Raw genomic sequence first — 23,430 nt, 5'->3', positions numbered from 1 at the left:
GATGCTCGTCGGCGGCGGAATGCCGCTCCGTGCCTCGGCGACGATCCGTGGACAACCGCACCGCCCCGGCACGTTGGGGAGGAGGGGCGCCGTTCCGCGACGGAACGACGCCCCTCCGGGTGCGGAGTGCTCGTCGGCTACTTGCCCACGACCACCTCGACCGTGTCGGAGGCGGTGTTGCCCGCGGCATCCGTCGCCGTCCAGGTGAAGCGGTAGACCGCTCCCTTCACAGCCTTGACCTCGAAGGTGTCGTCATCGATCTGCTCCCACGTGGCCTTCGACGAGCCCGTCGCGGTGACGTCGGTGAGCTCGACCGTGACGTCTTCGCCGCTGTCGTCAGCGGCATCGATCGAGAACTGCACCGTGCGCATCTTGTTGTTCGGCGGGAACACCGTCGACGGATCGGCCGTCACCTCGATGGTGGGGTCGGTCGTGTCCGGCGGCGTCAGGTTCAGACCGACGATCACCGGGTCGTGGTCGCTCGAGCGGTACGGGTCGGGCGCCCAGAGGGCGTCCTGCGCCGGGAGCTTGAACGACATGTCGTAGTCGATGAGGCTCGGCTCGTCGGCGTTGATGTGCCACGCCGAGACGCCCGACACGTCGGCCAGCAGGGCCGGCTGAGCGAGGGCGTAGTCGAGGTAGCCCAGCTGCCCGTCGAACACGTACGAGTACGCGTGCTCGCCGTTGAACTGCTTCTCCAGGTCGGTGAAGCCGCCCGCGACGAACGCGTCGATCGAGTCCTCGTGGTCGTACGAGTTCAGGTCGCCGATCACGATCGCACGCCCGTCCGGCGCGACCGTGGTGTTCAGCCAGGTGGTCAGCGCCTTCGCGGCAGCAGTGCGCACCGCGCTGCAGTTGCCCTGCCCGTCACCGAGGTCGGGGCTCTCGGCGCAGGCCGAGCCCTTCGACTTCAGGTGGTTCACCGACACCACGAACTCCTCGCCGGTCTCGGTCGAGGCGAACCGCTGGGTGAGGCCCGGACGGTTGCGCTCGTCCGACCAGGTCGGGTCGACCGCGCTCGTCATCAGCAGGTGCGCGCCCACCGGTGCGACCGACGCCTGCTTGTAGATGATCGCCGTCGCGATGGCATCCGTGCCGATCACCCCGGTCGTGACGGGCACGTACGTGCCCGCGCCGACCTTGGCGTTGAGTGCGTCGGCGAGCGCCTGCACCGCCGTGCCGTTGTTCTCGATCTCGAGAAGCCCGAAGACGTCGGCATCGATGTCGGCGAGCGCCGAGACGATCTTGTCCTGCTGACGCTGGAACTCCTCGGCCGTGTCGGCACCGCGGAAGTAGCTGTCGTCGTTCGAGTTGGCCGGGGTGGGATCGATCGAGGTGAAGTAGTTCAGCACGTTGAAGCTCGAGATCTTCAGGTCGCCGCCCACCTCAGGAACCTCGGAACGCGGGTTGGCGACGGTGAAGTCGGCGCCCTCGGTCGGCTGCACGCCCCACGCGTCGAAGCGGTAGTCCAGCACGCCGGTCGCGTTCTGCACGAGGTCGCCGCTGCGGAACGAGTGGTCGAGCGTGAAGACGTCCCCGTCGGGGTGGATCGCCGGGTCGGGGTTCTGCGTGCCCCGGCCGTCGTCGAGCGTGATGCTGTTCTCGAGGTTGGCGGCGGCCAGCGCGACGGCTGCGGCGCCCGGCTCGACGACCGCGGTGGGCGTGTCGAGGCGACCGTTGGTCAGCGTGATCGTGCCGAAGCGGCCGTACTCGAACGTCTCCCCGATCGCGAGGTTCTGCGGGAGCGTGACGTACATGCCCTCGAGCGCCTCGCGCTGGGAGACGGATGCAGGCAGGGTCAGCGGAACCGCTGCCGGCAGCGGGTTGCCGGTGGAGCAGACCTCCACGTCCGCCGCGACGATCTCCGTGAGGCCGAACTGCTCCTTGACCGCGCCCGCCACGCTCACGCTGTCGCCGGCGTTGACCGCGGCACCGCCCGGCGCGTAGACGAAGACGCCGTCGGAGGTCGCGGCGTCGCCGTCTCCGCCGTCCTGCACGTAGTAGCCGTCGTATCCGCCGGTCTGGAAGTCGCCGACGACGACGCCCTCGATCAGCACGTCCTGTCCCGGGATCGTCGTCGCCGCGCCCGAACCCTGGACGGACCCGATGGTCGCCGGGGTCGCCGCGCAGTCCGCGACGGGGTCCGGGTCGGGCTCGGGGTCCGACCCGTACGAGCCGAGGCCGTCGAAGGTGTCGCTCGCGTAGCCGGTCCACTCGACGGCGGGGTCGAAGGGGTTGGTGCCGTCGGTGTCGCCGGTCAGCACGCTCGCGTTGCGGCGGAGCGTGTGATTGGCCGTCGTCGTCAGCCCCGTGCCCCATTCGGTGCCGGGGTCGACGCCGATCTGGCCGATGACGTCGACGATGACGTCGGCCTTCACCAGTGCGACGGCGTCATCGCCGTTGTAGAGCCCTGTGGTCGTGCCCGTGACCTGGTCGGCGACGGCGAGGATGGCGCCGTCGGCCGCACCGTGCGCGAGCACGTAGACGTCGCCGGGTGCGACAGAACCCGTGAGGGGGATGGTCAGGCCGGCAGAGGGGGAGCCGTTGGAATACTGCTTCAGCGCGTACCCGGAGGCCGCGAGGTCGACCGCAGCCGTCGACGGGTTGTAGATCTCGATCGCCTTGTTGTTGGACGATCCTTCGACGTATTCGCTGATGAACAGATCTCCGGATGCCGCGGCCGCAGGTGCGGCGAAGGCCACCACGCCCGCGGAGGCGAGCGTGAGGGCCGCGACGGCGGCGGTGAGTCTGCGGGGTGATGGGGACACGGAACCTCCACGGGACGGCGGCGATCGGTGGATCGCGCAGAAGACACAGGCAGGCCGGTCGCCTCCCCGCTCGTCACAAGCTAGATGAGCGGCATCCCTCCAGGGAAGACCCGCGGGGGGAGAGACTCTTAACGTTCGGTGTCGGCTCGGTCCAGAATGGAACCCATGACCGCGACCGACGTGGCGCCCTTCCGCGTCGTGTTCGTATGCACGGGCAACATCTGCCGCTCTCCGATGGCCGAGGTGGTGTTCCGGGAATTCGCGGATGCCTCGGGCCTGGGCGCCCGCGTGGCGTCGACGAGTGCCGGCACCGGCGACTGGCACGTGGGCGAGCGGGCGGATCTTCGCACCATCGCCGCGCTCGAGCGGGCCGGCTACGACGGCGCCCATCATCGCGCGCGCCAGTTCACGCACGCCGACTTCGCGCGCAGCGATCTCGTGGTCGCGCTGGACCGCAGCCACGAGCGGATCCTGCGCGGGTGGGCCCGCACCGAGGGGGACGCCGACAAGATCGCCCTGCTGCTGTCGTTCGATCCGTCGGCCCATACCCTCGACGTTCCGGACCCGTACTATGCCGGGCCCGGAATGTTCGACGAGGTGCTCGGTATGATCGAGAGTGCGAGCCGGGCACTCTTCCGGCAGCTCGAACCCGCCATCCGCCCACTGCCATGACTCCGTCGCCGTGACCTCTGCCGTCACGACACCGGATCGACGGTCGGTCCACTGATCGCCGCCACACGATCTCCGAGACCGACGGGAGCCACCGTGACCTCACTTCCTCCGCAGCCCCTCAGCCCTCTCGACGGGCGCTATCGCCCCGCCGTCGGCGAGCTGGGCGAGTACCTGTCCGAGGCGGGCCTGAACCGCGCCCGCGTCGAGGTGGAGGTGGAGTGGCTCATCGCCCTCACCGACCGCTCGCTCTTCGGCTCCGCTCCGCTGCCGGATGCCGACAAGGCGCGTCTGCGTGCGCTCTATCTCGAGTTCGGGCAGGCCGAGATCGACTGGCTCGCCGAGAAGGAGGCGGTGACCCGCCACGACGTCAAGGCCGTCGAGTACCTCGTGCGCGACCGGCTCTCGGCGCTCGGCCTCGATGCGATCGCCGAGCTCACGCACTTCGCCTGCACGAGCGAGGACATCAACTCGACCTCGTACGCCCTCACGGTGCAGCGCGCGGTTCAGCGCGTGTGGCTGCCGAAGCTGCGCGCCGTCATCGCCGCCCTCGCCGAGCTCGCCGTGGAGCACCGGGACGCCGCGATGCTGTCCCGCACGCACGGCCAGCCGGCGACGCCCTCCACGATGGGCAAGGAACTGGGCGTGTTCGCGTGGCGTCTCGCTCGCGTCGCCGACCAGATCGAGGGCGGCGAGTACCTCGCGAAGTTCTCGGGAGCCACGGGCACCTGGTCGGCGCACCTGGCAGCCGCTCCCGAGGTCGACTGGCCGGAGCTCTCCCGGGCGTTCATCGAGGGCCTCGGTCTGGACTTCAACATCCTGACGACGCAGATCGAGTCCCACGACTGGCAGGTCGAGCTGTATGACCGCGTGCGGCATGCCGGCGGCATCCTGCACAATCTCGCGACCGACATCTGGACGTACATCTCGATCGGCTACTTCACGCAGATCCCGGTCGCCGGGGCGACCGGCTCGTCGACGATGCCGCACAAGATCAACCCGATCCGGTTCGAGAACGCCGAGGCCAACCTCGAGATCGCGGGCGGACTGCTGGCGACGCTCTCGCAGACGCTGGTCACGAGCCGCATGCAGCGCGACCTGACCGACTCCACGACGCAGCGCAACATCGGCGTGGCCTTCGGGCACGCGCTGCTCGCGCTCGACAATCTGCAGCGCGGGCTGCGAGAGATCTCGCTGGCGGAAGACGTGCTGCGGGCCGACCTCGATGCCAACTGGGAGGTGCTCGCCGAGGCCATCCAGACGGTCGTGCGCGCAGAGATCGCGGCCGGTCGGTCGCAGATCACCGACCCGTACGCACTGCTCAAGGACCTCACCCGCGGTCGCCGGGTCGGCGCACCCGAGCTCGCCGAGTTCGTGCGCGGCCTCGACATCGGCGACGACGCGAAGGAGCGCCTGCTCGCGCTGACCCCCGCGACGTACGACGGCCTCGCCTCGAAGCTGGTCGACGAGCTCGGTCGCTGATTCCGTCCAGGCGTCTCCGATCGCGACTCAGCGACGGGCCGCCATGGCGTCAGCCCTTCGGGTCACCGGATGCCGCGGCATCCGGATTCTCGCCCTGCTCCGGCTTCTCGGAGTCGTCGTCGAAGAGCACCGGCCGGTCGATCTGCTTCGTCACCTGCGCGGGGTCGACGGCGAGCAGCAGCAGCGACACGATGAGCAGCACGGCGATGAAGCTGATTCCGGCGATGACGAGCGCGGTGACGACCGCGCGCCCTGCCTCGCCGGCAGTGCGCTGCTGGAAGAAGCCCATCGAGACGAGGGTCACGACTCCCGCGAACAGCGCGGCGCCGAAGGCCAGCCCGAGCAGCTGCAGGGGCTTCATCAGGTCGCGGCGGGTGGGGCTGTCGTGGCTCACGCGGAGTCCTTCTGCGGGGTGGGGTCGGCGGATGCGGGTGCGTCCGCCGTGGCGCTTCCGGCCGTGAGGCCGGCGGCGGTGCCGGGCGCGGCGGTGTCGGGGTCCGCGGTACGCGGCGAGAAGCCCGCGATGCCGAGGTACACCGCGACGATCGCCGCGTAGCCGCCGAACAGGCCGACGCCGATCGTGATGCCGGTGAGGGTGAAGGTCGCGTGCGCCTCTTCGATGGTGTAGTCCAGCGCGTAAGCGGGCTGGACGAAGAGCAGGCCGATGCCGAGCAGGATCGTGATCGCGCCGATGACGGCCGCGTCGCGGCTCTCGGAGCGCGGCCCGACCGGGACGGCAGGACGGGCGTCGGCGATGCCGGGGGCGATCTCACGGCGCTCGCGCCGGCCGGAGAGTCCGCGCCATCCGGCGATGAGCTCGAGCAGGCCGCTCACGAGGGCCCAGACGATGACGATGGCGAAGTAGCCGGCCACCGTGCGGAGCGGGTAGAGGCCGCTCGCCATACCGGCGGCGACCGTCACGCCGCCGACGGCCGCGGCCGGCCAGCGGCGACCCGCCGGGTAGACCAGCCACACCGCGAGCAGCAGCACGAGTCCGGTGGCGATGGCGAAGCCGCTGAAGACCGCACTGCCCACGGCCGCCGAGTGATCCGGCGAGAACGTGATCATGAGCGCCGCGATGGCAGCGAACGCGGCGCGCGCGAGCTGCACATGGCGCACGGCGAACGTGCGGGAATCGGCTGAGGTCACGGTGATCCTGCGGAGGAGCGGGTTCTCAGAAGCGAGAACGGATGCCCTCAGTCTACGTGCGTCGTAGGTGACAGCATCCTGAACCCGTCACCGGCGGCGCCTCCGCGCTGTCAGGAGAGCGTGTCGAGGATGCGGGTGAGGAGCTCGAACGTGGTGAGCGGCGAGACGATCGCGAAGCGCAGTACCGGCTCGCCGGCGTGGGAGCTGGGAACGACGAAGGCGTGCTGCTCTTCGAGGAGGCGGTCGGACCACGCTTCGTAATCGGCGAGCGTCCACCCCTCGCGGCGGAACACCACCACCGACAGCTGCGGGTCGCGCACCAGCGAGAGGCCCTCACGTGCCTCGATCTCATCGGCGATGCGCCGGGCCAGGTCGATGCCGTATTCGATCGTCGCGCGGTACTGCTCGGTGCCGTGCGTCGCGAGGGAGAACCACGTCGGCAGCCCGCGGGCACGGCGGGTGAGCTGGATGCCGAGGTCCGACGGATTCCAGTCCGGCTTGCCGGTCAGGGTGTCGAGGTACTCGGCCTTCTGCGTGTGCGCCGACAGTGCGAGCGCGGGCTCGCGATAGATGAGGGCACAGGCGTCGAACGGGGCGAACAGCCACTTGTGCGGGTCGACGATGAGCGAGTCGGCCAGGCCCACGCCGTCGAACGCCGGCCGCATCCGCTCGACGAGCATCGCCGCCAGCCCGTAGGCGCCGTCGACGTGGAACCACACGCCGCGCTCCCGCGTGACGGCCGCAACACTCGCGATGTCGTCCACGATGCCGAAGTTCGTGGTGCCGGCGGTGGCCACCACCGCGAACACGGCCTCGCCGTGCTCGTCGAGCACGCGGGCGACCGCCTCGCCGTGCAGGCGCCCGTCGGCGTCGACCTCGGCGGTCGCGACATCCACATCCATGACGGCGGCGGCCGACGCGATCGACGAGTGGGCATCGGCGCTGCAGACGACGACCCACCGCGGGGGCGTCGCGCGGCCCGCCTCGGCAGCGCGCCGGCGCGCGGCATCCCGTGCCGTGACGAGCGCCGAGAGGTTGCCGATCGTGCCGCCCTGGACGAACACGCCGCCCGAGCCCGCCGGCATCCCGAACTCCGAGGCGAGCCAGTGCAGCACCTCGTTCTCGGCGTAGACGGCGCCGGAGCCCTCCATCCACGAGCCCCCGTAGATGGCGGATGCCGACACCACGACGTCGAACGCCAGCGAGGCCTTCGTCGGGGCGGAGGGGATGAACGACAGATAGCCGGGGTGGTCGGTCGACACGCAGGAGGGGGCGAGCACGTTCTCGAACAGCGCGATGGCGCGCCGCGCGCCGATTCCCTCCGCGGTGATCGAGCCCGAGGCCAGGCGCTCGAGGTCCCGCGGCGTCATCGGCTTGTCGAGCGGCACATCCTCGTAGAGCGCCCGCCGGCGTGCGTACTCGAGGACGTCTTCGACGGTGTGGCGGGTGTCGGACGAGATGGCGTGCATGTGGTCGGGGGACGTCTCGGGCATGGCGCTCCTCGGTCGACGCTGACGGGTTCGGGCTGCAGATCACGCTAGACCACCGCGCCACCCCGGCACATCCTCTCCGGTTCGGGGCGCACGGCGTCCGTTCGGGGCGCGCCGCGAGCGCCCCGAACGTGCGCGGCGCGCCCCGAACCGGAGGCGAGGGACAGGTGAGCGCGATCGGGCAGAAATGGAGAAGCACGACGGATGCCGCGGCCGTAGCGTGATGGACATCAGGCGCAGAGCGCCCCGAGCGTGAAGGAAGTGGACCATGGCCGAGAAGACATCCGAGAACCTGTCGCAGATCGAGCGCGACGCCGTCAAGGCGCGCGCCAAGGAGCTGCGCGAGCAGGCCAAGGCAGGCAAGAACCGCGAGGCGGGCGAGAAGCAGGTGCAGGAGGCGGTCGCCAAGCTCGCGGGGCTGGACCGGCAGATCGCCGAGGCCTTCGTCGCGCTGGTGGGCGATGTCGCTCCGGACCTGATGCCGAAGACCTATTACGGCTTTCCGGCATATGCGAACGCCGCGGGCAAGGTCGTGGTGTTCTACCAGCCGGCGAGCAAGTTCAAGACCCGGTACGGCACCATCAGCTTCGACGAGTCGGCGCACCTCGACGACGGCGACACCTGGCCGGTCAGCTACGCGGTGGTCGCCTGGAACGACGCGGTCGAGAAGAAGTTCCGCGGCCTCGTGGCGACCGCCGCGTCCTGAGCGCGGCCGCGGCGCGGCCTCACTCCAGGAATTGGAGGGCCGCGTCGCGGAACGCGCGTGAGCCAGGGGTGTTGAAGTGATGCCGCCCCGGGATCTCGACGAAGGTGCCGTTCGGGGCTGTCGCCGCGAGCGTGCGCGAACGCTCGAGGATCGCGTCCTCCGAACCGGTCGCGAACAGGACCGGCTGCCGGGGCGGACGCTCGGGATCGGGGTCCGCGTCGCCGAAGCGCATGCCTTCCGCCAGTGCGATCAGCGCGCGCAGATCGTTGTCGGGCACCCGCTCCGCCAGCCGGACGTAGTTCTGCGTGACGGCGTCGCTCACTGGTATGCCCTGTTCGGCATATGCCCGCGCCTGATCGATGCGCAGGCGACCGAGCGGGCGGCCGTCGGGGATGCCGCCCAGCACGGCGCGGCTGATGTGCTCGGGCGCATCCACCGCCAGCTGCCACCCGACACGCGCGCCGAGCGAGTACCCGACGTAGCGCACCGCGTCGACGAGGTAGGTGTCGAGCACGGCGATGAGGTCGGCGACGAAGGCGGCCATCGAGTAGGCATGAGCGTCGTCGGGCTTGTCGCTTGCCCCGTGGCCGCGCTGATCGACGCCGATCACGCGGTAGCCCGCCGCGGTCAGCATCCGCACCCAGCCGGTGTCGACCCAGTTGTCGCGGCAGCTCGACGCGAACCCGTGCACGCACAGGACGGGTTCGCCGTCCGGCTCGCCCCATTGGTACGTCGCGAGACGGTATCCCTCGCTCGACATGATGTAGCTGGGCGGCGGCATCTCGGTGCGCACAACGGGGGCGACGGCATCCATATCCGCCATTCTGCTCTTCCCTCCCGGCGCGAGTGGACTCGCGCGGGGGCACGCGGCGGGCCGGGCCGCACCGGCGCACGCGGGGCCCGGGCGCGAGCGGCAGAGCGTACGCTCTTCGGCACACGTTGGCAAGTGGGCTGAGTGATCCCGGCCGTTCCGCCTAACGTCGCTGCATGAGCACGGACGACACCCGAGGTGCACGCCCGACGGAGCCGCTGGCCCCGCGGCGCACCGATACCGACCTCGATCACGACGGCGTGGCCGACCGCCATGAAGCCGTGACCGACCGCAACGACGCGTCTCTCCGCGAGACCGTCGTGGCTCGCGAGCACGAGCGCTTCGGCGGCATGAAGTTCGGCGCCGCCTTCTTCGGCTGGCTCACTGCCCTGGGCGCCCTGGTGGCGCTGACCGCTGTGGTGGCCGCGATCGGCGCAGCGACGGGTCTGGCGTCTCCGGAGACCGTCGAGGACGCTGTCGACGCCGCCGACCAGAACATGACGGCAGCGACGATCATCGGCGCGATCGCCATCGCGATCGTGCTGTTCATCGCCTACTTCGCCGGTGGCTACGTCGCCGGGCGCATGGCGCGCCTGAGCGGCGCGAAGCAGGGTCTGGCCGTCTGGCTGTGGGCCATCGCCATCGCCATCCTCGTCGCGGTCGTGACGGCGATCGCGGGCTCCCAGTGGGACATCCTGGCCAACGTCGACATCTTCCCGCGCATCCCGGTGACCGCCGATACAGCGACCTGGACCGGCATCCTGACGGCGATCGGCGCCGCGGTGATCACGCTCATCGCGGCGATCCTCGGCGGCGCGGCGGGCATGCGCTATCACCGTCGCGTCGACCGCGCAGGCTTCGGCGACGACCGGGTCTGAATCTCAACCTCTAACCACCACCAGAAGGGAGATCCACCATGGGTCTGGACGATGACATCAAGCACAACGCCGAAGAGGTCAAGGGCAAGGCGAAGGAGGCGGTCGGCGACGCGACCGACAACGAGCGTCTGCAGGCTGAGGGCGTGGGCGACCAGGCCAGCGCCAAGATCAAGAAGGCCGGCCAGGACGTGAAGGACGCGTTCACCGACGATCGGTGATCTAGCCACGACGGTGCCCCGGATCCCCACGGCTCCGGGGCACCGGCGTGTCCGGATGCCGAACGACCGCTTCAGAAGACGTCCCAGTCCCGGGCGCGTTCGACCAGTGCGTCGATGACGCGCGTCGTGGCGCCGCTCGGCGGGGCGCCTGAGGGGATCGCGAGGTACAGGGTGTTGATCGGCGCTTCGGCCGATCGGTGCAGCAGCTCCACGGTGCCCGCCCCGATCGCGGGCTCGGCCAGATAGCGCGGCAGGGCCGAGACCCCGGCTCCCGCGATCACTGCGGCGAGCACCGCCCGCAGATCGGGCACGATCATCGCCACGGTGTTGGACGGCCGGTGGCCGAATTGGCTGCGCCAGTATCGCCGCACGATGGACAGATCCGCGTCGTACGCGACCAGTGGCAGATGCCTCAGGGCGTCGGGGGGGTCGGCGGCGAGCCGATGCGGGTCGATCGTGCCGGCGAGCGAGGGTGCACCGACGAGCACGAACTCCTCGTCGACCAGACCCCGATAGCGGATGCCGCGCATAGGCGTCCGCACGGACGAGACGACCACGTCGAGCCCGCCGCCCGCGAGCCGCATGAGCAGATCCTGCGCGAGTCCGAGGGTGAACTCCAGCCGGACGCCACGGCCGGTGAGCGGCGCCAGCGCAGGGACCACTCGTGCCGCGACCACATCGCTCGCTCCGCCCACCCTCACCGTCTCGGCCGGTCCCATCTCCGGCACCGTCCACACCTCTCGCAGGCGGTCGACCGGTGCGGACACCCGCGCGGCGAGCGCATCGCCCGCCGGGGTGGGGGTCACGCCCCGCACGGATCGCGTGAAGAGCGGCGTCCCCAGCTCCGCCTCGAGCCGGGTGATCCGCTCGCTCACCGACGGCTGGCTGATGCCGAGGCGCGCTGCCGCAGCCGTGATCGAGCCCGCACGCTGGACCTCGAGGAACGTATGCAGCAGGTCGAGCTCTTGCACGCGGCATCCTTCCCATCAAGAAATCTATGGATGCGTCTGATCATAGGAAATGTCGGTGATGGACACCCGGTTGTCGTCGGCAGCGGCTCGGACAGGCCGCAGAACGGGAGAAGACATGGCACACGTACTCATGGCGGTCACCGGCGCGGACGCCATCACCCTCACGGACGGCACGAGCCACCCCACCGGATTCTGGGCGGAGGAGCTCGTCGAGCTGCACCGTGGACTCGTCGCCGCGGGGCACCGGGTCGACGTCGCGACGCCCGGAGGCGTCCGCCCGACGGTCGACCCCGGCAGTCTCACGGGCGATGCCGCGGATGCGCTCCGCGAGGATCTCGCGGAGCTCGACGATCTGCTCGCCCACCCGCGCGCGCTCGCCGACGTGCGAGACGGCGAGTACGACGCGATCGCGCTGCCGGGCGGCCACGGGCCGATGGTCGACCTCGCCGTGGACGCCGATCTCGGACGCCTGCTCATCGACGCGGTCGATCGGGACGCCGTGGTGGGGGTGCTGTGCCACGGGCCGGCGGGGCTGCTCAGCGCAGTGCGCGAGGACGGATCCTTCGCGTTCGCAGGCGCCCGCCTCGCGGTCTTCACCGATGACGAGGAGCGGCAGGGCGGCCTCGGCGACGGCTCGCCGTATCTGGTCGAGTCCCGTCTGCGTGAGCTCGGCGCCATCGTCGAGCCGGGCGAGCCGTGGTCGGTCACCGTGGTGACGGACGGCTCGCTCGTGAGCGGTCAGAACCCGCAGTCGAGCGTCGCGACCGCGCAGCGTCTGGTCGAGGTGCTGGCGGCACGCTGACCGCACGGATGCCCCGGGGGCGGCCACGGCTGACCGCCGGCCGCACCCGCGGGCATTCCCCCCGCGTCCGCGTCCACCTCGGCGACGCCCGCGCGCGGCGCCGAGGCCCGCGCGCCACCCACCTCGGCGACACCCTGCGCGGCGCGTCGAGGCGCCGCGCGCCACCCGCTGCAGCCCGCCCGCCGCGCTGTCGCCCGCCCACCTCGGAGATCGGGGAGGATGAGGGCGACGCGGCGCCGCGTCATCGGAGGAACATCGCAGCAGCGGACGTCGCGCATTGGGCGAGACGTCGGGAAGGCGACGGGCGGCATGACCATCGTGCTGGTCGAGGGCGAGAGCGATCGCATCGCCCTCGAGACGCTGGCGAGCCGGCTGGGCATGCGGATGCCGGAGGTACGGGTCGTCGGCGGGTCGAAGGGAGCCCGCCGGGCGGTCGCGGAGCTCTCCGGCATGCGGCTGCTGGGGCTCGTCGACCAGGGTGAGCGAGAGGACTTCGAGCGGGTGCTCGACAGCGTGTTCGTGTGCGATCCCGACCTCGAGGCCGAGTTCGTCCGCGCGCTGGGCGTCGCGGGAGTCGAGGCCGTCATCGCCGAGCAGGGCGAGCTCGCCTCGTTCCGCAGCCTGCAGCGCCAGCCGTTCCAGCGCGGTCGCCCCGTCGAAGCGCAGCTCGCGCGCTTCTTCGGCGGCCGCAGCGGCAACAAGGCCCGCTACGCCGGGCTGATGGCTGCCGCTGTGCCGCTGGACAGGATGCCGCCGCCGCTGGCCGCGCTGCTCGCCGCGGTGTGACGCGCTGCCCGCGGTGCGCCTCGGCCGCCGCGGGCTTCGACAACCGCGTCGACCCGGGCCCGCGGCATCCGTCTGCTCGGATGAGCGCGCTCTCACGTGCCGCTCGCCGCCCGTTCACCGAGTCGTCGCACACTCGTCGCCGGCCGGTCAGCGCGCGGTGCGGCGGTCGCGATTGCGTCGGAGCATGAGTCGAATCCCCACACGACGCGTCCTGCCGCGCCTTCTCGCCGCGGCAGCAGCGACGGCCACCGCCGTCGCGCTCCTTCCCGCCACCGCCGCCGTCGCCCAGCCGCTCGCCGCCGCTCCGGCTGCGTCGCAGTCGCCGTACGTCCAGACCCACGTGCCGACGCTCGTCGCGCGGGCCACGCTGTCGGCCGATCACCTCGAGCCCGGCCCTGCGTCGGGTGCGCTCGCGAGCCCGGCGAACGGGCGCACCGGCCCGTGGGCAGGCCAGGTGATCCCCGGGTTCTCGGCCGCCATCGACAACGGCGACGGAACCTTCTGGGCCCAGCCCGACAACGGCTTCGGCGCCAAGGGCAACTCGGCCGACTTCCTGCTGCGCAACTATCTGGTCCGCCCGGCCTGGCAGACCGCCGCCGGCGGCACGGGCGAGATCCAGATCGAGCGCTTCGTGTCGTACAACGACCGCAACGGCGTCCTCGACTTCCCGATCGTCAACGACGGCACGGCCGAACGCCTGCTCACCGGCGCCGACTTCGACATCGAGTCGGTCGTCAAGGCCAAGGACGGCACCTTCTGGGTCGGCGAGGAGTTCGGCCCGTTCCTGCTCCACTTCGACGCCGAGGGCACGCTGCTCGCCAAGCCGTACGCGCTGGAGGGCGCCAAGTCGCCGGCGAACCCCTACCTGCAGCCGGGCGAGACCCCGCGCGTGCGCTCGAGTCGCGGGTTCGAGGCGATGGCCGCCTCCGCCAACGGACGGTACCTCTACCCCGTCGTCGAGGGCTCGTACGCCGACGACCCCGACCTGCGTCGCCGCGAGATCCTCGAGTTCGACACGCGCGCCGGGCAGTACACCGGCCGCACCTGGAGCTACCAGACCGACCAGGAGCCGAACGTCATCGGCGACGCGTTCACCGTCCGCAATGACGTGCTCATCCTCATCGAGCGCGACGACTTCGAGGGCGAGCAGGCCGTCACCAAGCGGGTGTACCAGGTGGACCTCCGCCGTACCGACGCCGAGGGCTACCTCGAGAAGACCCTCGTGCTCGACGCGCTGCGCATCGCCAACCCCGACGGCATCGGCGCCGGCGACGGCTACGGCACCGGCGAGATCTACTCGCTCCCCGTGCAGTCGTTCGAGACCGTCGTCCAGCTGAAGGACGGCAGCCTGCTCATCGGCAACGACAACAACTACCCAGGTAACGACGCGCGCATCCCGGGGACCCCCGACGACACCGAGTTCGCGATCATCGACCTCGACAAGACCAAGATCGAGCCGTCGACGGTCAGCCTCATCGGGCATCGCGGTGCAAGCGGGTCGCGGCCCGAGCACACACTCGCCTCGTACGAGACGGCGATCGTGCAGTGCGCCGACTACATCGAGCCCGACGTCGTCTCGACCAAGGACGGCGTGCTGGTCGCGCGCCACGAGAACGAGATCAGCGGAACGACGGATGTCGCGTCCCACGCCGAGTTCGCCGCGCGCAAGGCCACGAAGGTCATCGACGGCGTCTCGATCACCGGCTGGTTCACCGAGGACTTCACGTTCGCCGAGCTGCGGACGCTGCGCGCCAAGGAGCGCCTGCCCCAGACGCGTCCGGCCAACACCGCGTTCGACGGGCTCTACGTCATCCCCACCCTCGACGAGGTCATGGACCTCGCCCGCCACTCCGTGAGCTGCGACGGCCGCCCGGTCGGCGTGTACCCCGAGACGAAGCATCCGTCGTACTTCGACTCGATCGGGCTCTCGCTCGAAGAGCCGCTCGTCGCGGCGCTGCGCGCCAACGGCCTCGACCGCGCGAACGCCCCGGTCATCGTGCAGAGCTTCGAGACCGCGAACCTCCGCGAGCTCGACGGCCTGACCGACGTGACCCTGGCGCAGCTCGTGAGCAACTCCGGTCGTCCCTACGACTTCACGCTCGCCGGCGACACGCGGACCTACAGGGACCTGGTGACCCCGGCCGGCCTCGCGGAGATCGCGGCGTACGCCGACGGGGTCGGCGTGGAGAAGTCCGTGCTGATCTCGCGCACCGCCGACGGCCGCCTGGGCGCCCCCACGTCGGTCATCGCCGACGCACACGCCGCAGGACTGTCGGTGCACGGCTGGACGTTCCGCGCCGAGAACCAGTTCCTGCCGGCCGACTTCCGCTCGAGCGCCGACCCGAACGCGTACGGCGACCTCGACGGTGAGCTGAAGGCGTACATCGCCGCCGGCATGGACGGCGTCTTCAGCGACCACCCCGGCATCGCCGCGGTGACGATCGACACGGTGACGATCGACACGGTGACCATCGGCACGGGGACGCTCGAGGGCTGAGCCTGCGCGACGACACCGTCCGAGGGCGGGGGATGCTGCGGCATCCTCCGCCCTCGGCCGTCCCACGGACCAACGACGGAGACCGGCGCACGATCGGCGACGCATCCGCCGATGACCGTGGCTCTCGATAGTCTGCGCGAGTGAGCATCGCCGACCGCCGACCCCTGCCCGCGTACGTCTGGTTCCTGGTCGGCGCCGCCGGCGCTGTCGTGGGACTCCTGCCCTGGCTCGTGACAGGGGGCCGGCTGCCGTTGCAGAACCTCGCCGCGAACCAGTCGATCACGGCGATGCCGTTCGTGCTGCTGCCGTTCAGCCAGTACTTCCTCCTGGCGATCGTCGCGCTGCTCGTCGTCGGCGCCGCGGCCGCCGGCATCGCCGCTCGGGCGCTCGCGCCGCGACGTCCGCGCTTCGGCACGACGGCGCTGGTGGGCGGGATGCTGGTGGTCCAGCTCGTCGCGGCGGTGCAGGCGACCGTGGTGACGGTGCGCCTGCTCGAGCGGTCCTCGCGCACGGCGGTCTATGCCGGAGCGGTCGGCGCCGTGATCGTGGTGTCGCTCCTCGTGGGACTGCTCGTGGTGCTGCTCATCGCGCGCTCGCCCGTGCCGGGTGCCACGATCGCGCTCTCGCTCGCCGCGGTCGCGGCGCCGAGCTGGATCGGCACCGCCCTGCGCGACATCATGCTGCTGGCGTCGAACGACGTCGTCCAGCCGATGCTGTTCGTCCTGCGCTGGATGCCCGCCGTGCTGGTGGGATGCGCGATCGCGTGGTGCGGCTTCCGCACGGCGGGCCGCATCGCGGCCGCGGTCGTGAGTCTGGCCGCGCTGTGGATCGGGCCGGCCTTCTTCACCGGCGTCTCGTCGGCGGCGGGCACGCGTGTGCTGGCGCCGTATCCGGCGGAGATGGCGGAGTACGGCGTCCAGGTGTTCCTGATGGCGCTCACGATGCCCGAGATCGTCGTGCCGCCGCTGGTGGTCGCCCTCATCATCGGGGTTGCCGGATCCCTCCTGCTCGCACGACTGCGCCGCGGTTCGCAGGACCCGGTGCCCGCAACCTGACACCGCGGGTCCCCGCAGGGGGGACTGAGGCGCCGGGCTCCGGCATCCGTCCCGCGTCAGCGGAGCCGGCGGCCGTGGACGATGTCGATGAGGCGTGACAGCACGTCGCCGCCCGACCTGAGGCCGTTGTGCTCGTGCTCGCTCGTGATCCACGGCGTGACGCCGGGCAGCAGCCGGGCGGTCTCGAGCGAGAACTCCAGCGGCACGTACAGGTCGTTGACGTACACGGCGGCGGCGCCACGGGCGCCGGACGCCGCGATCGCGTCGGCGTCGTACAGCCGCGGCCACGCGAAGCCGGCGAGCTCGACGGTCACGTCGCGCCACGGCTGGAAGCCGGGAACCGTGTCGGCCCACTCCCGGCGCACGTGCTCGCCCGTGAACAGCGTCGGGTCGTCGCGGAAGTCGTCGGGCTCGGTGCGCTCGGCCGACCACTCGGTGGCGTAGCCGTCGGCGTAGCTCGACTCGTGGAACACGTAGTACAGCGGGTTGCGCGCGTCGAAGGGCATCGCGGCGGCGAGGTCGTGGCGGAACGCGTTCGTGTGCGGCTCGAGTTCGAGCAGGCTCCAGAGCTTCTGCCATCCCTCGTTCGTGCCGAGGGCCGACCCCGCCGACCGCACGCGGGACACCGACGCGACCTCGCCATCAGGGAGCACGATGGCGCCGGCATCCGCGAGGTCGACGATGCGCCGCATCGCGTCCCGGTGCGCGGGAAAGCGCCGGTAGTAGCGCTCCGACGCCTCGCGCATCTTGTCGTACGTGAGGGCGTACACATCATCGGGATGCCGCCCTACGGCGCTCAGACCGCCCGTGAGGTAGACGTGCTCGAGGGATGCGGCATCCGTCGACAGATAGGCCAGAGTCGTGAACCCGCCGAAGGACTGCCCCAGTACGCTCCACCGGTCGGCGCCGAGCTCGGCGCGCACCGCCTCGCAGTCGCGCACGATGGCGTCGGCACGCAGGTGGGTGATGTGCTCGGCCAGCTCCGCCGTGCCGCGCTCGAGGTCGCGATCACTGACGGGCGTCGAGAGCCCGGTGCCGCGCTGGTCGAGCAGCACCACTCGGTAGTGCTCGAGCGCGGCGTCCAGCCACGACGGCCCGGCCGGCGCGTGGAACGCGCGGGGCGCCTCGTGACCCGGGCCGCCCTGCAGGAAGACGAGATACGGGAGGTCCCCGCCGCCCTCGCGGGTGACCACCGCGGCGTGGATCTCGATCGTGCGCCCGTCAGCGGGATCGTCCCACACCAGCGGCACGGTGAGGAAGTGGTCGTCGATGGTCAGATCCTGCATGCGGCGCGTCGTCACAGACATGCCTCCGAGCCTACGACGCGCTCACTCCCGCGCAGATGGGGCCACCGTCGCCGAAACCGGGGATCCGCGCCGAAACCGAGGGCAACGTCCCGTGGTTCGGCGGAAATCCCCGGTCTCGACGCAGCCACGGCATGCCGCCGCACCCAGCCAGCCAGCCAGCCGCCGCATTGCCCGGCGCCGACCCCCATCCCACCCCCGCACCTCGCCGAGACAAGGGATCTGCGCCGAAACCGAGGGCAACGTCCCGTGGTTCGGCGGAAATCCCCGGTCTCGACGAGCCCCACGTGCGCGGCGGCGGAGCCGGGCGACTCAGCCGCGCGTGCTGCGCCGTGGGCGCCCGGCGGCGCGCGAAACCCGGCGCCGACGACGCGGCGGGGTCGGGGTCGCCGTCTGCGCCGCCGTCGGCAACATGATCGGCTGCGTCACCACGGCGTCGACGACCATCGAGCCGTCGGTGGGACCGATGACCGCGATCGGGGTGGTCGGCGTCATGACCATCGGCGACACCGGAACCCTGGCGAGCTGGCGGTGCGCCACGATGTACGCGGGCACGAGCACGATGACGGCGCCGAGCCAGGCGAGCGGATTGCTCGCGGCCACGCCGATGAACCCGAAGATCCCACCCAGCACGACGGCCGCGCCGACGCGCATGACGAGCTCGATAACGCCCGTCACCGTCGGGATCAGGGCGTGGCCGAGTCCCTGCAGTGCGCCGCGGAGGACGAACAGGATGCCGAGGATCCAGTACGTGGCGCCGTTGATGGCGAGCATCTGCGCCGCCATGCCCACGACCTCGCCAGAGCCTTCGCCGACGAACAGTCGCACCAGCTGCGCGCCGAAGGCGATCAGCAAGGCTCCGAGCACGATCGCCGCGGCGACCGACATCCAGGTCGCCTGGGTCACGCCGCGTCGGATGCGATCGGGCCGGCCGCCACCGTGGTTCTGCGCGACGAACATCGACACCGCGAGTCCGAGCGACTGCAGCAGCGCCACGGCAAGGCCGTCGACGCGGGATGCCGCGGTGTACGCCGCGACCGCGTCCGCGCCCAGCTCGTTGAGCGCCACCTGCACCGAGAGCGTGCCGATCGCGATGATCGAGGCCTGGAAGCCCATCGGGAGGCCGAGCCGCAGGTGCTCGGCGAGGTCGGCCCGGCTGACACGCCAGTCTTCGCGGTGGACGTGGAGCACCGGCATCCGTCGACGTACGAACTCGAGGCAGAGCAGCACCGAGATGGCCTGCGAGACGACGGTGGCGAGCGCCGCGCCACCCACGCCCCAGCCGAGAGGGCCGACCATGACGATCACCAGCACGACGTTCAGACCGCACGCGAGGGTGAGGAAGACGAGAGGCGTGCGGGAGTCGCCGATGGCGCGGATGATCGCCGACAGGTAGTTGAAGAACATCATCGCGCCGGCGCCGAGGAAGCTGATCCGGGCGAAGACGACCGCGTCGTCCATGAGTTCCGCGGGCGTCTGCAGCAGCACCAGCAGGGGTCCGGCGAGCAGCGGCGCACCCACTGTGAGCAGCGCCGTGCACGCGCCGGTGAGGATGGCGCCCGTCGCGACCGACCGCCGCACCGCCCCGAAATCGCGGGCGCCGAACGCCTGCGCCGTGGGGATCGCGAAGCCGGACGTGAGACCCCACGCGAACCCCAGGAGCAGGAAGAGCATGCTGCCCGTCGCGCCGACGGCGGCGAGCGCGTCCACGCCGAGATGCCGGCCCACGACGATCGCGTCGACGAACTGATACAGCTGCTGAACGACATTGCCGATGAGGAGCGGGACGGCGAACAGGACGATGACGCGCCACGGGCGGCCCGTCGTCAGGGCGGTGGTCATGAAGGCGGCTCTCGAAGGAGAAGGAGAAGTGAAGGCGAGGGGGAGTGCCGGAAAGCGGCTGCCGATCACTATATCGAATCGATTCGGTCCCGACATGGACGATCGCTGGGTGTGACGGACGGATGCTGCGGCCCGACGCGCGCCATCCGGCGCCGCGAGGGGACCGCCGCCCGCGTCAGGCGGCGGCGAGCGCGCCGGGGCGCAGCCCCAGCGCCCACTCGGCGGTGTCGGTGACGAAGCTGGCGTCCGCCGCGTGGGTGAACCCGCCGACATCGTTCACGTAGGCGCCGTGCCCGTCGATCGCGACGAGGATGCGCACGCACGCCGCCAGCGGATCCTCGCACCGGAAGGTGCCGTCGGCGGCGCCGTCCTCGATGATCGCGAGCAGGCTCGCGACGTTCAGCTTCTCCTGCTCGTGGACGGCCTCAGCGAGCGCCGGCGTGAACCGCGACAGGTGCCGCGCGTTGAGCCAGAGTTTCGACAGCGGATCGGAGGAGGGCGCCTCCATGTCGTGCACGACCGCGGCAAGGCGCGCGAGCGGCGTGCCCCCGGCCAGGTACGCGCCTCGCCGCTCATCCTCCGCCGCGCGTACGAAAGCGGCGATGACCAGGTCTTCCGCGGACGGATAGTAGTGCGTGATGAGGCCGGGGCGCACGCCGATCCGCTCGGCGACGGCACGCAGCGTGATGCACTCCATCCCTTCGGCGAGCGCGATGTCTGCGGCCGCGGCCAGGATCTCGGCTCGGCGCTCGTCCGGGTGCTTGCGGATCCGCCGCGGCGCAGGGCTTGACACCATGTCCGTCATGTTATTGGATGTGTGACCAATAGTCTATTGTTCGCTCGACCAATAGACCGTTACGAGAACACCCATCCCGAACCGCACCGCGCAACGAAGCAGCCGGCGAACGACGACGACGTCCTGCCGTCCCGAGAGGAACTCCCGTGTCAGACGAGACCCAGACCGCGAAGGCGCCGCCTTCTCCGACCGCGGAGTTCGTGGATGCCGCGACCCAGCCCGAGACCCGCGGCATCGAGCTGATCGGAGCCGGGGAACGCCACGGCCGTGCGCGCGACCTGTTCTTCGTCTGGGCGGCGCCGAGCGTCAGCATCCTGAACTTCACGGTCGGTGCGACGCTGGTCCTGCTGGGTCTGGAACTGTGGCAGGCCGTGCTCGTCGTCATCGCGGGGTCGGCGCTCTGGGCGTTCCCCGGGATCATCGCGATCAGCGGGCCTGCCGCGGGCACCTCGGGCTCGGTGATCACGCGCGCCGTCTACGGCATCATCGGCAACAAGCCGGTCGTCGCCTTCACCGGCTGGCTGATCGGCGCGGTGTTCCTCGCGCTGAACTGGCTGGCCTCGTCATTCCTCGGCGCCGACCTCCTCGCGGGCATGGGCCTCACCGACCCCGTCGTCGTGCCGATCGTCGTCACCCTCGTCATCTCGGCGCTCACGGTGCTGGTGGCGGTGTACGGCCACGCGCTCATCGTGCGGGTCTACTCGTGGCTCGCGATCGTACTCGCCGTGATCTTCGTCACGGTCACGGCGTTCATCCTGCCTCAGGTGGACTGGAGCTACCAGGCGGCCGAGCCGTTGTCGGGCGTGCCGCTGTGGTCCGCCGTCACGATCGGGTTCACGCTCGTCGCGTCGGGTCCGATCTCATACATCAACAGCCCCGACATCGCCCGCTACCTGCCGCGCTCGACGAAGCCGTCGCACATCATCGCCGCGACGGCGCTCGGCGGCGCCCTGCCCGGCATGGTGTTCACATTCGTCGGCGTGCTGCTGGCGACCGTGGTGATGAACGGAATGGATGCCGGCATCGAATCGGCCCTCCTCGGCCTGCTGCCCACGTGGCTCGTGCCCGTCTTCGTGATCGGCGTCGTCGTCAACACCGTCGCCCTCAACGGCATGACCACCTACACCTCGAGCATGGCGCTGCAGGCGATCGGCATTCCGCTGCGCCGCATCCCGGCCGCGATCGTGGTGGGCGCGATCGGGACCGCGCTCACGATCTACCTCGTGCTGTCGACGAGCCTCCTCGACGCCGTCAACCTCATGCTGCAGTTCCTCGTCGTCGTGTCGGCGCCAACCATGGCGGTGTTCGTCGCCGACGTCGTGCTGCGGCGGGGCCGCTACGACGGCGTCGATCTGTTCGACGAAGAGCGCGGCGGCCGCTTCTGGTACAGCCGCGGCTGGAGCATCCCCGGCATCGTGGCGGTGCTCGCGGGCGGTACGGCGAGCGCGCTGTGCCTCTCGACCACGATCTGGACCGGCCCCGTCGGGGAGGCCCTCGGTTACATCGACCTCTCGGTGCCGGTCGGCATGCTGGTGGCGGCATCCCTCTACACAGTGCTGCTGCGCACCTCCCTCGGAAAGGCAGGTCGGCCATGACCACCCTGTACACGCGCGCCCATGTCTTCACCGCCGATGCCCGGCGCTGGGCGTCCGCGATCGTCGTCCGCGACGGCCGCATCGCGTACGTCGGCGACGACGACACCGCGCGCCGGATCGCCGGAGCCCAGGCGTCCGAGATCGAACTGCGGGGCGCCACCGTGCTGCCGGGGTTCGTCGACGGCCACGCGCACATCGTCGGCACCGGCGAGGCCGCCGGGCAGGTGGACCTCTGGGGCGCCGACACGCTCGACGAGATCCAGCGCCGCATCCGCGCCTTCGCCGAGGCGCACCCCGAGGCGCCGCGCATCCGCGCGCAGGGCTGGCAGCACGCGGCGGTCGGTGGTCGCCCGACGCGGCAGCTGCTCGATGAGGTCGTCGCCGACCGGCCGGTGTACGCGGATGCGTACGACTTCCACTCGATCTGGCTGAACACCGCGGCCCTCGCCGAGACCGGCATCGGCGACGACACCGCCGACCCGGCGGGCGGCATGGTCCATCGCGACGGCGAGGGGCATGCCACCGGGCTCGTCGACGAGACGGCGATGCACCTGCTCGTGCAGCCGGTGCTCGCGCGCTTCACGACCGACGACGATCGCGACGCGGCGCTGGCCGCGGCCCTGCGCGGCTACGCCGGGGCCGGCGTCACGGCCGCGACCGATATGGGGCTCGACGAGCAGGATCTCGCGGCGATGGTCCGTGCCGAACGGGCGGGGGCCCTCACCGCGCACATCGCCGCGCACTGGCGCGTGCAGCCGACCGGCGACGAAGCGCAGAACCTCGCCCAGGTCGCCCGCGCCGTCGAGCTGGCCGCCGCCCACTCGTCGGAATGGCTGCGTGTCGTCGGCATCAAGGTCATGATCGACGGCACCGTCGACGGCTGCACGGCGGCGGTCGGCCACCCCTACTCGGACGGCAGCGATCCCGACCCGGTCTGGAGCCTCGACGAGCTGGCGCCGGTCGTCGCGGCGGCGGACGCCGCCGGTCTGCAGGTCGCCATGCACGCGATCGGCGATGAGGCCGTGCGCATCGCGATCTCGGCCGTCGAGCACGCGATCGCCGCGAACGGTCCCCGCCGCCGCCGTCACCGCATCGAGCACCTCGAAGTCGTCGAGCGGGCCGACATCGACCGCCTGGCCGCGCTCGGCATCACCGCGAGCATGCAGCCCGTGCACGCCGATCCCGCGATCCAGGCCAACTGGCGCGCGATGCTCGGTGACGAGCGCGTGGACCGCGGCTTCCCGTGGCCCGAGATCACCGAGGCCGGCGCCCCGCTGGTCTTCGGCACCGACTCGCCCACGTCGCCCTATGCTCCCCTGCCGAACATGTTCATCGCGGCGACGCGACGCTCGGCTCTCGACCCGACGCTGCCCCCGAACGTGCCCGCGTACGCTCTGCCGCTCATGGCCGCGATCGAGCACGCCACGCGGGACGCCGCGTGGGCGAGCGGCGCCGAGGAGTCGTACGGTCGCATCGCGGCCGGCCTGCACGCCGACTTCATCGTGCTCGACCGCGACGTGTTCGCCGTCTCGCCCGACGAACTGCTCGAGACCCGGGTGGTCCGCACGGTCGTGGCCGGGCGCACGGTGCACGAGGCCTGACGCACGAAGT

At 71.1% G+C, this 23,430-nt stretch carries 20 protein-coding genes; 11 read left to right on the top strand and 9 right to left on the bottom strand.

Annotated features, from left to right (window positions below; translation table 11 throughout):
• Nucleotides 1-137: 137 nt before the first annotated feature.
• Entirely contained in the window at nt 138-2,768 is a 2,631-nt protein-coding gene (locus tag ACI3KY_RS11610; protein WP_404930326.1) for an ExeM/NucH family extracellular endonuclease, read from the bottom strand.
• A 165-nt stretch (nt 2,769-2,933) separates the two neighbouring features.
• On the opposite strand from ACI3KY_RS11610, the gene ACI3KY_RS11605 reads away from it, so the two are divergent.
• Together ACI3KY_RS11605 and purB are read left to right on the top strand one after the other, a co-directional pair.
• Nucleotides 2,934-3,440 (top strand): low molecular weight protein-tyrosine-phosphatase, encoded by a 507-nt coding sequence (locus ACI3KY_RS11605; RefSeq protein ID WP_404930325.1) that lies wholly within the window; start codon nt 2,934-2,936, stop codon nt 3,438-3,440.
• A 93-nt stretch (nt 3,441-3,533) separates the two neighbouring features.
• Nucleotides 3,534-4,919 carry an adenylosuccinate lyase gene (gene purB / locus ACI3KY_RS11600; RefSeq protein WP_404930324.1) on the top strand — a complete coding sequence of 462 codons (1,386 nt, stop codon included), beginning with the start codon at nt 3,534-3,536 and terminating at the stop codon, nt 4,917-4,919.
• A 49-nt stretch (nt 4,920-4,968) separates the two neighbouring features.
• Here purB and ACI3KY_RS11595 read toward each other — a convergent pair whose 3' ends face one another.
• The 3 genes from ACI3KY_RS11595 to ACI3KY_RS11585 all read right to left on the bottom strand — a co-directional run bounded on the left by ACI3KY_RS11595 (nt 4,969) and on the right by ACI3KY_RS11585 (nt 7,561).
• Nucleotides 4,969-5,313: an amino acid transporter gene (locus ACI3KY_RS11595; RefSeq protein WP_404930323.1), complete on the bottom strand. Its 345-nt coding sequence runs from the start codon at nt 5,311-5,313 to the stop codon at nt 4,969-4,971.
• A complete protein-coding gene (locus ACI3KY_RS11590; RefSeq protein WP_404930322.1) occupies nt 5,310-6,068 on the bottom strand; it encodes an acyl-CoA synthetase in 759 nt (252 codons plus the stop codon). Before ACI3KY_RS11590 ends, ACI3KY_RS11595 begins: the two co-directional genes overlap by 4 nt.
• A 110-nt stretch (nt 6,069-6,178) precedes the next feature.
• On the bottom strand, nt 6,179-7,561 hold the full coding sequence (locus tag ACI3KY_RS11585; protein WP_404930321.1) for a pyridoxal phosphate-dependent decarboxylase family protein: 1,383 nt from the start codon (nt 7,559-7,561) through the stop codon (nt 6,179-6,181).
• Nucleotides 7,562-7,826: 265 nt separating this feature from the next.
• Between ACI3KY_RS11585 and ACI3KY_RS11580 the strand changes: the two genes are divergently transcribed.
• On the top strand, nt 7,827-8,264 hold the full coding sequence (locus ACI3KY_RS11580) for a hypothetical protein (RefSeq protein WP_404930320.1): 438 nt from the start codon (nt 7,827-7,829) through the stop codon (nt 8,262-8,264).
• Nucleotides 8,265-8,283: 19 nt separating this feature from the next.
• Here ACI3KY_RS11580 and ACI3KY_RS11575 read toward each other — a convergent pair whose 3' ends face one another.
• On the bottom strand, nt 8,284-9,078 hold the full coding sequence (locus tag ACI3KY_RS11575; RefSeq protein ID WP_404930319.1) for an alpha/beta fold hydrolase: 795 nt from the start codon (nt 9,076-9,078) through the stop codon (nt 8,284-8,286).
• A gap of 173 nt (nt 9,079-9,251) precedes the next feature.
• Between ACI3KY_RS11575 and ACI3KY_RS11570 the strand changes: the two genes are divergently transcribed.
• Nucleotides 9,252-9,953, top strand: coding sequence for a hypothetical protein (locus tag ACI3KY_RS11570; protein WP_404930318.1), 702 nt, complete (start codon nt 9,252-9,254; stop codon nt 9,951-9,953).
• Nucleotides 9,954-9,991: 38 nt separating this feature from the next.
• Nucleotides 9,992-10,171: a CsbD family protein gene (locus tag ACI3KY_RS11565; RefSeq protein WP_194412254.1), complete on the top strand. Its 180-nt coding sequence runs from the start codon at nt 9,992-9,994 to the stop codon at nt 10,169-10,171.
• A gap of 71 nt (nt 10,172-10,242) precedes the next feature.
• On the opposite strand, the gene ACI3KY_RS11560 is transcribed toward ACI3KY_RS11565, so the two are convergent.
• The gene (locus ACI3KY_RS11560; protein WP_404930317.1) at nt 10,243-11,142 is read right to left on the bottom strand and encodes a LysR family transcriptional regulator; all 900 of its coding nucleotides are present in this window, start codon (nt 11,140-11,142) and stop codon (nt 10,243-10,245) included.
• Nucleotides 11,143-11,257: 115 nt separating this feature from the next.
• Here ACI3KY_RS11560 and ACI3KY_RS11555 point away from each other — a divergent pair, with 115 nt between their 5' ends.
• From ACI3KY_RS11555 to ACI3KY_RS11540, 4 genes are all read left to right on the top strand, one after another.
• Complete coding sequence (locus tag ACI3KY_RS11555; RefSeq protein WP_404930316.1) at nt 11,258-11,944, top strand: type 1 glutamine amidotransferase domain-containing protein; 687 nt, start codon at nt 11,258-11,260, stop codon at nt 11,942-11,944.
• Nucleotides 11,945-12,253: 309 nt separating this feature from the next.
• Complete coding sequence (locus ACI3KY_RS11550) at nt 12,254-12,730, top strand: ATP-dependent endonuclease (RefSeq protein WP_404930315.1); 477 nt, start codon at nt 12,254-12,256, stop codon at nt 12,728-12,730.
• A 184-nt stretch (nt 12,731-12,914) separates the two neighbouring features.
• Nucleotides 12,915-15,227: an esterase-like activity of phytase family protein gene (locus ACI3KY_RS11545; RefSeq protein ID WP_404930314.1), complete on the top strand. Its 2,313-nt coding sequence runs from the start codon at nt 12,915-12,917 to the stop codon at nt 15,225-15,227.
• Nucleotides 15,228-15,367: 140 nt separating this feature from the next.
• The gene (locus tag ACI3KY_RS11540; protein ID WP_404930313.1) at nt 15,368-16,282 is read left to right on the top strand and encodes a hypothetical protein; all 915 of its coding nucleotides are present in this window, start codon (nt 15,368-15,370) and stop codon (nt 16,280-16,282) included.
• Nucleotides 16,283-16,338: 56 nt separating this feature from the next.
• On the opposite strand, the gene ACI3KY_RS11535 is transcribed toward ACI3KY_RS11540, so the two are convergent.
• The 3 genes from ACI3KY_RS11535 to ACI3KY_RS11525 form a co-directional block, all read right to left on the bottom strand.
• Nucleotides 16,339-17,589, bottom strand: coding sequence for an alpha/beta fold hydrolase (locus ACI3KY_RS11535; RefSeq protein WP_404930312.1), 1,251 nt, complete (start codon nt 17,587-17,589; stop codon nt 16,339-16,341).
• 309 nt (nt 17,590-17,898) lie between these two features.
• Nucleotides 17,899-19,428 carry an MATE family efflux transporter gene (locus ACI3KY_RS11530; RefSeq protein ID WP_404930311.1) on the bottom strand — a complete coding sequence of 510 codons (1,530 nt, stop codon included), beginning with the start codon at nt 19,426-19,428 and terminating at the stop codon, nt 17,899-17,901.
• A 175-nt stretch (nt 19,429-19,603) separates the two neighbouring features.
• Nucleotides 19,604-20,224 (bottom strand): TetR family transcriptional regulator, encoded by a 621-nt coding sequence (locus ACI3KY_RS11525; protein ID WP_404930310.1) that lies wholly within the window; start codon nt 20,222-20,224, stop codon nt 19,604-19,606.
• 146 nt (nt 20,225-20,370) lie between these two features.
• Between ACI3KY_RS11525 and ACI3KY_RS11520 the strand changes: the two genes are divergently transcribed.
• Together ACI3KY_RS11520 and ACI3KY_RS11515 are read left to right on the top strand one after the other, a co-directional pair.
• On the top strand, nt 20,371-21,819 hold the full coding sequence (locus tag ACI3KY_RS11520; protein WP_404930309.1) for a purine-cytosine permease family protein: 1,449 nt from the start codon (nt 20,371-20,373) through the stop codon (nt 21,817-21,819).
• Complete coding sequence (locus tag ACI3KY_RS11515) at nt 21,816-23,420, top strand: amidohydrolase (protein ID WP_404930308.1); 1,605 nt, start codon at nt 21,816-21,818, stop codon at nt 23,418-23,420. Before ACI3KY_RS11520 ends, ACI3KY_RS11515 begins: the two co-directional genes overlap by 4 nt.
• Nucleotides 23,421-23,430: the final 10 nt, after the last annotated feature.

Origin of the sequence: Microbacterium sp. ZW T2_14, assembly GCF_044987405.1 — a bacterium.
Lineage (GTDB): Bacteria > Actinomycetota > Actinomycetes > Actinomycetales > Microbacteriaceae > Microbacterium.
This window is presented reverse-complemented; position numbering and strand designations above follow the sequence as displayed.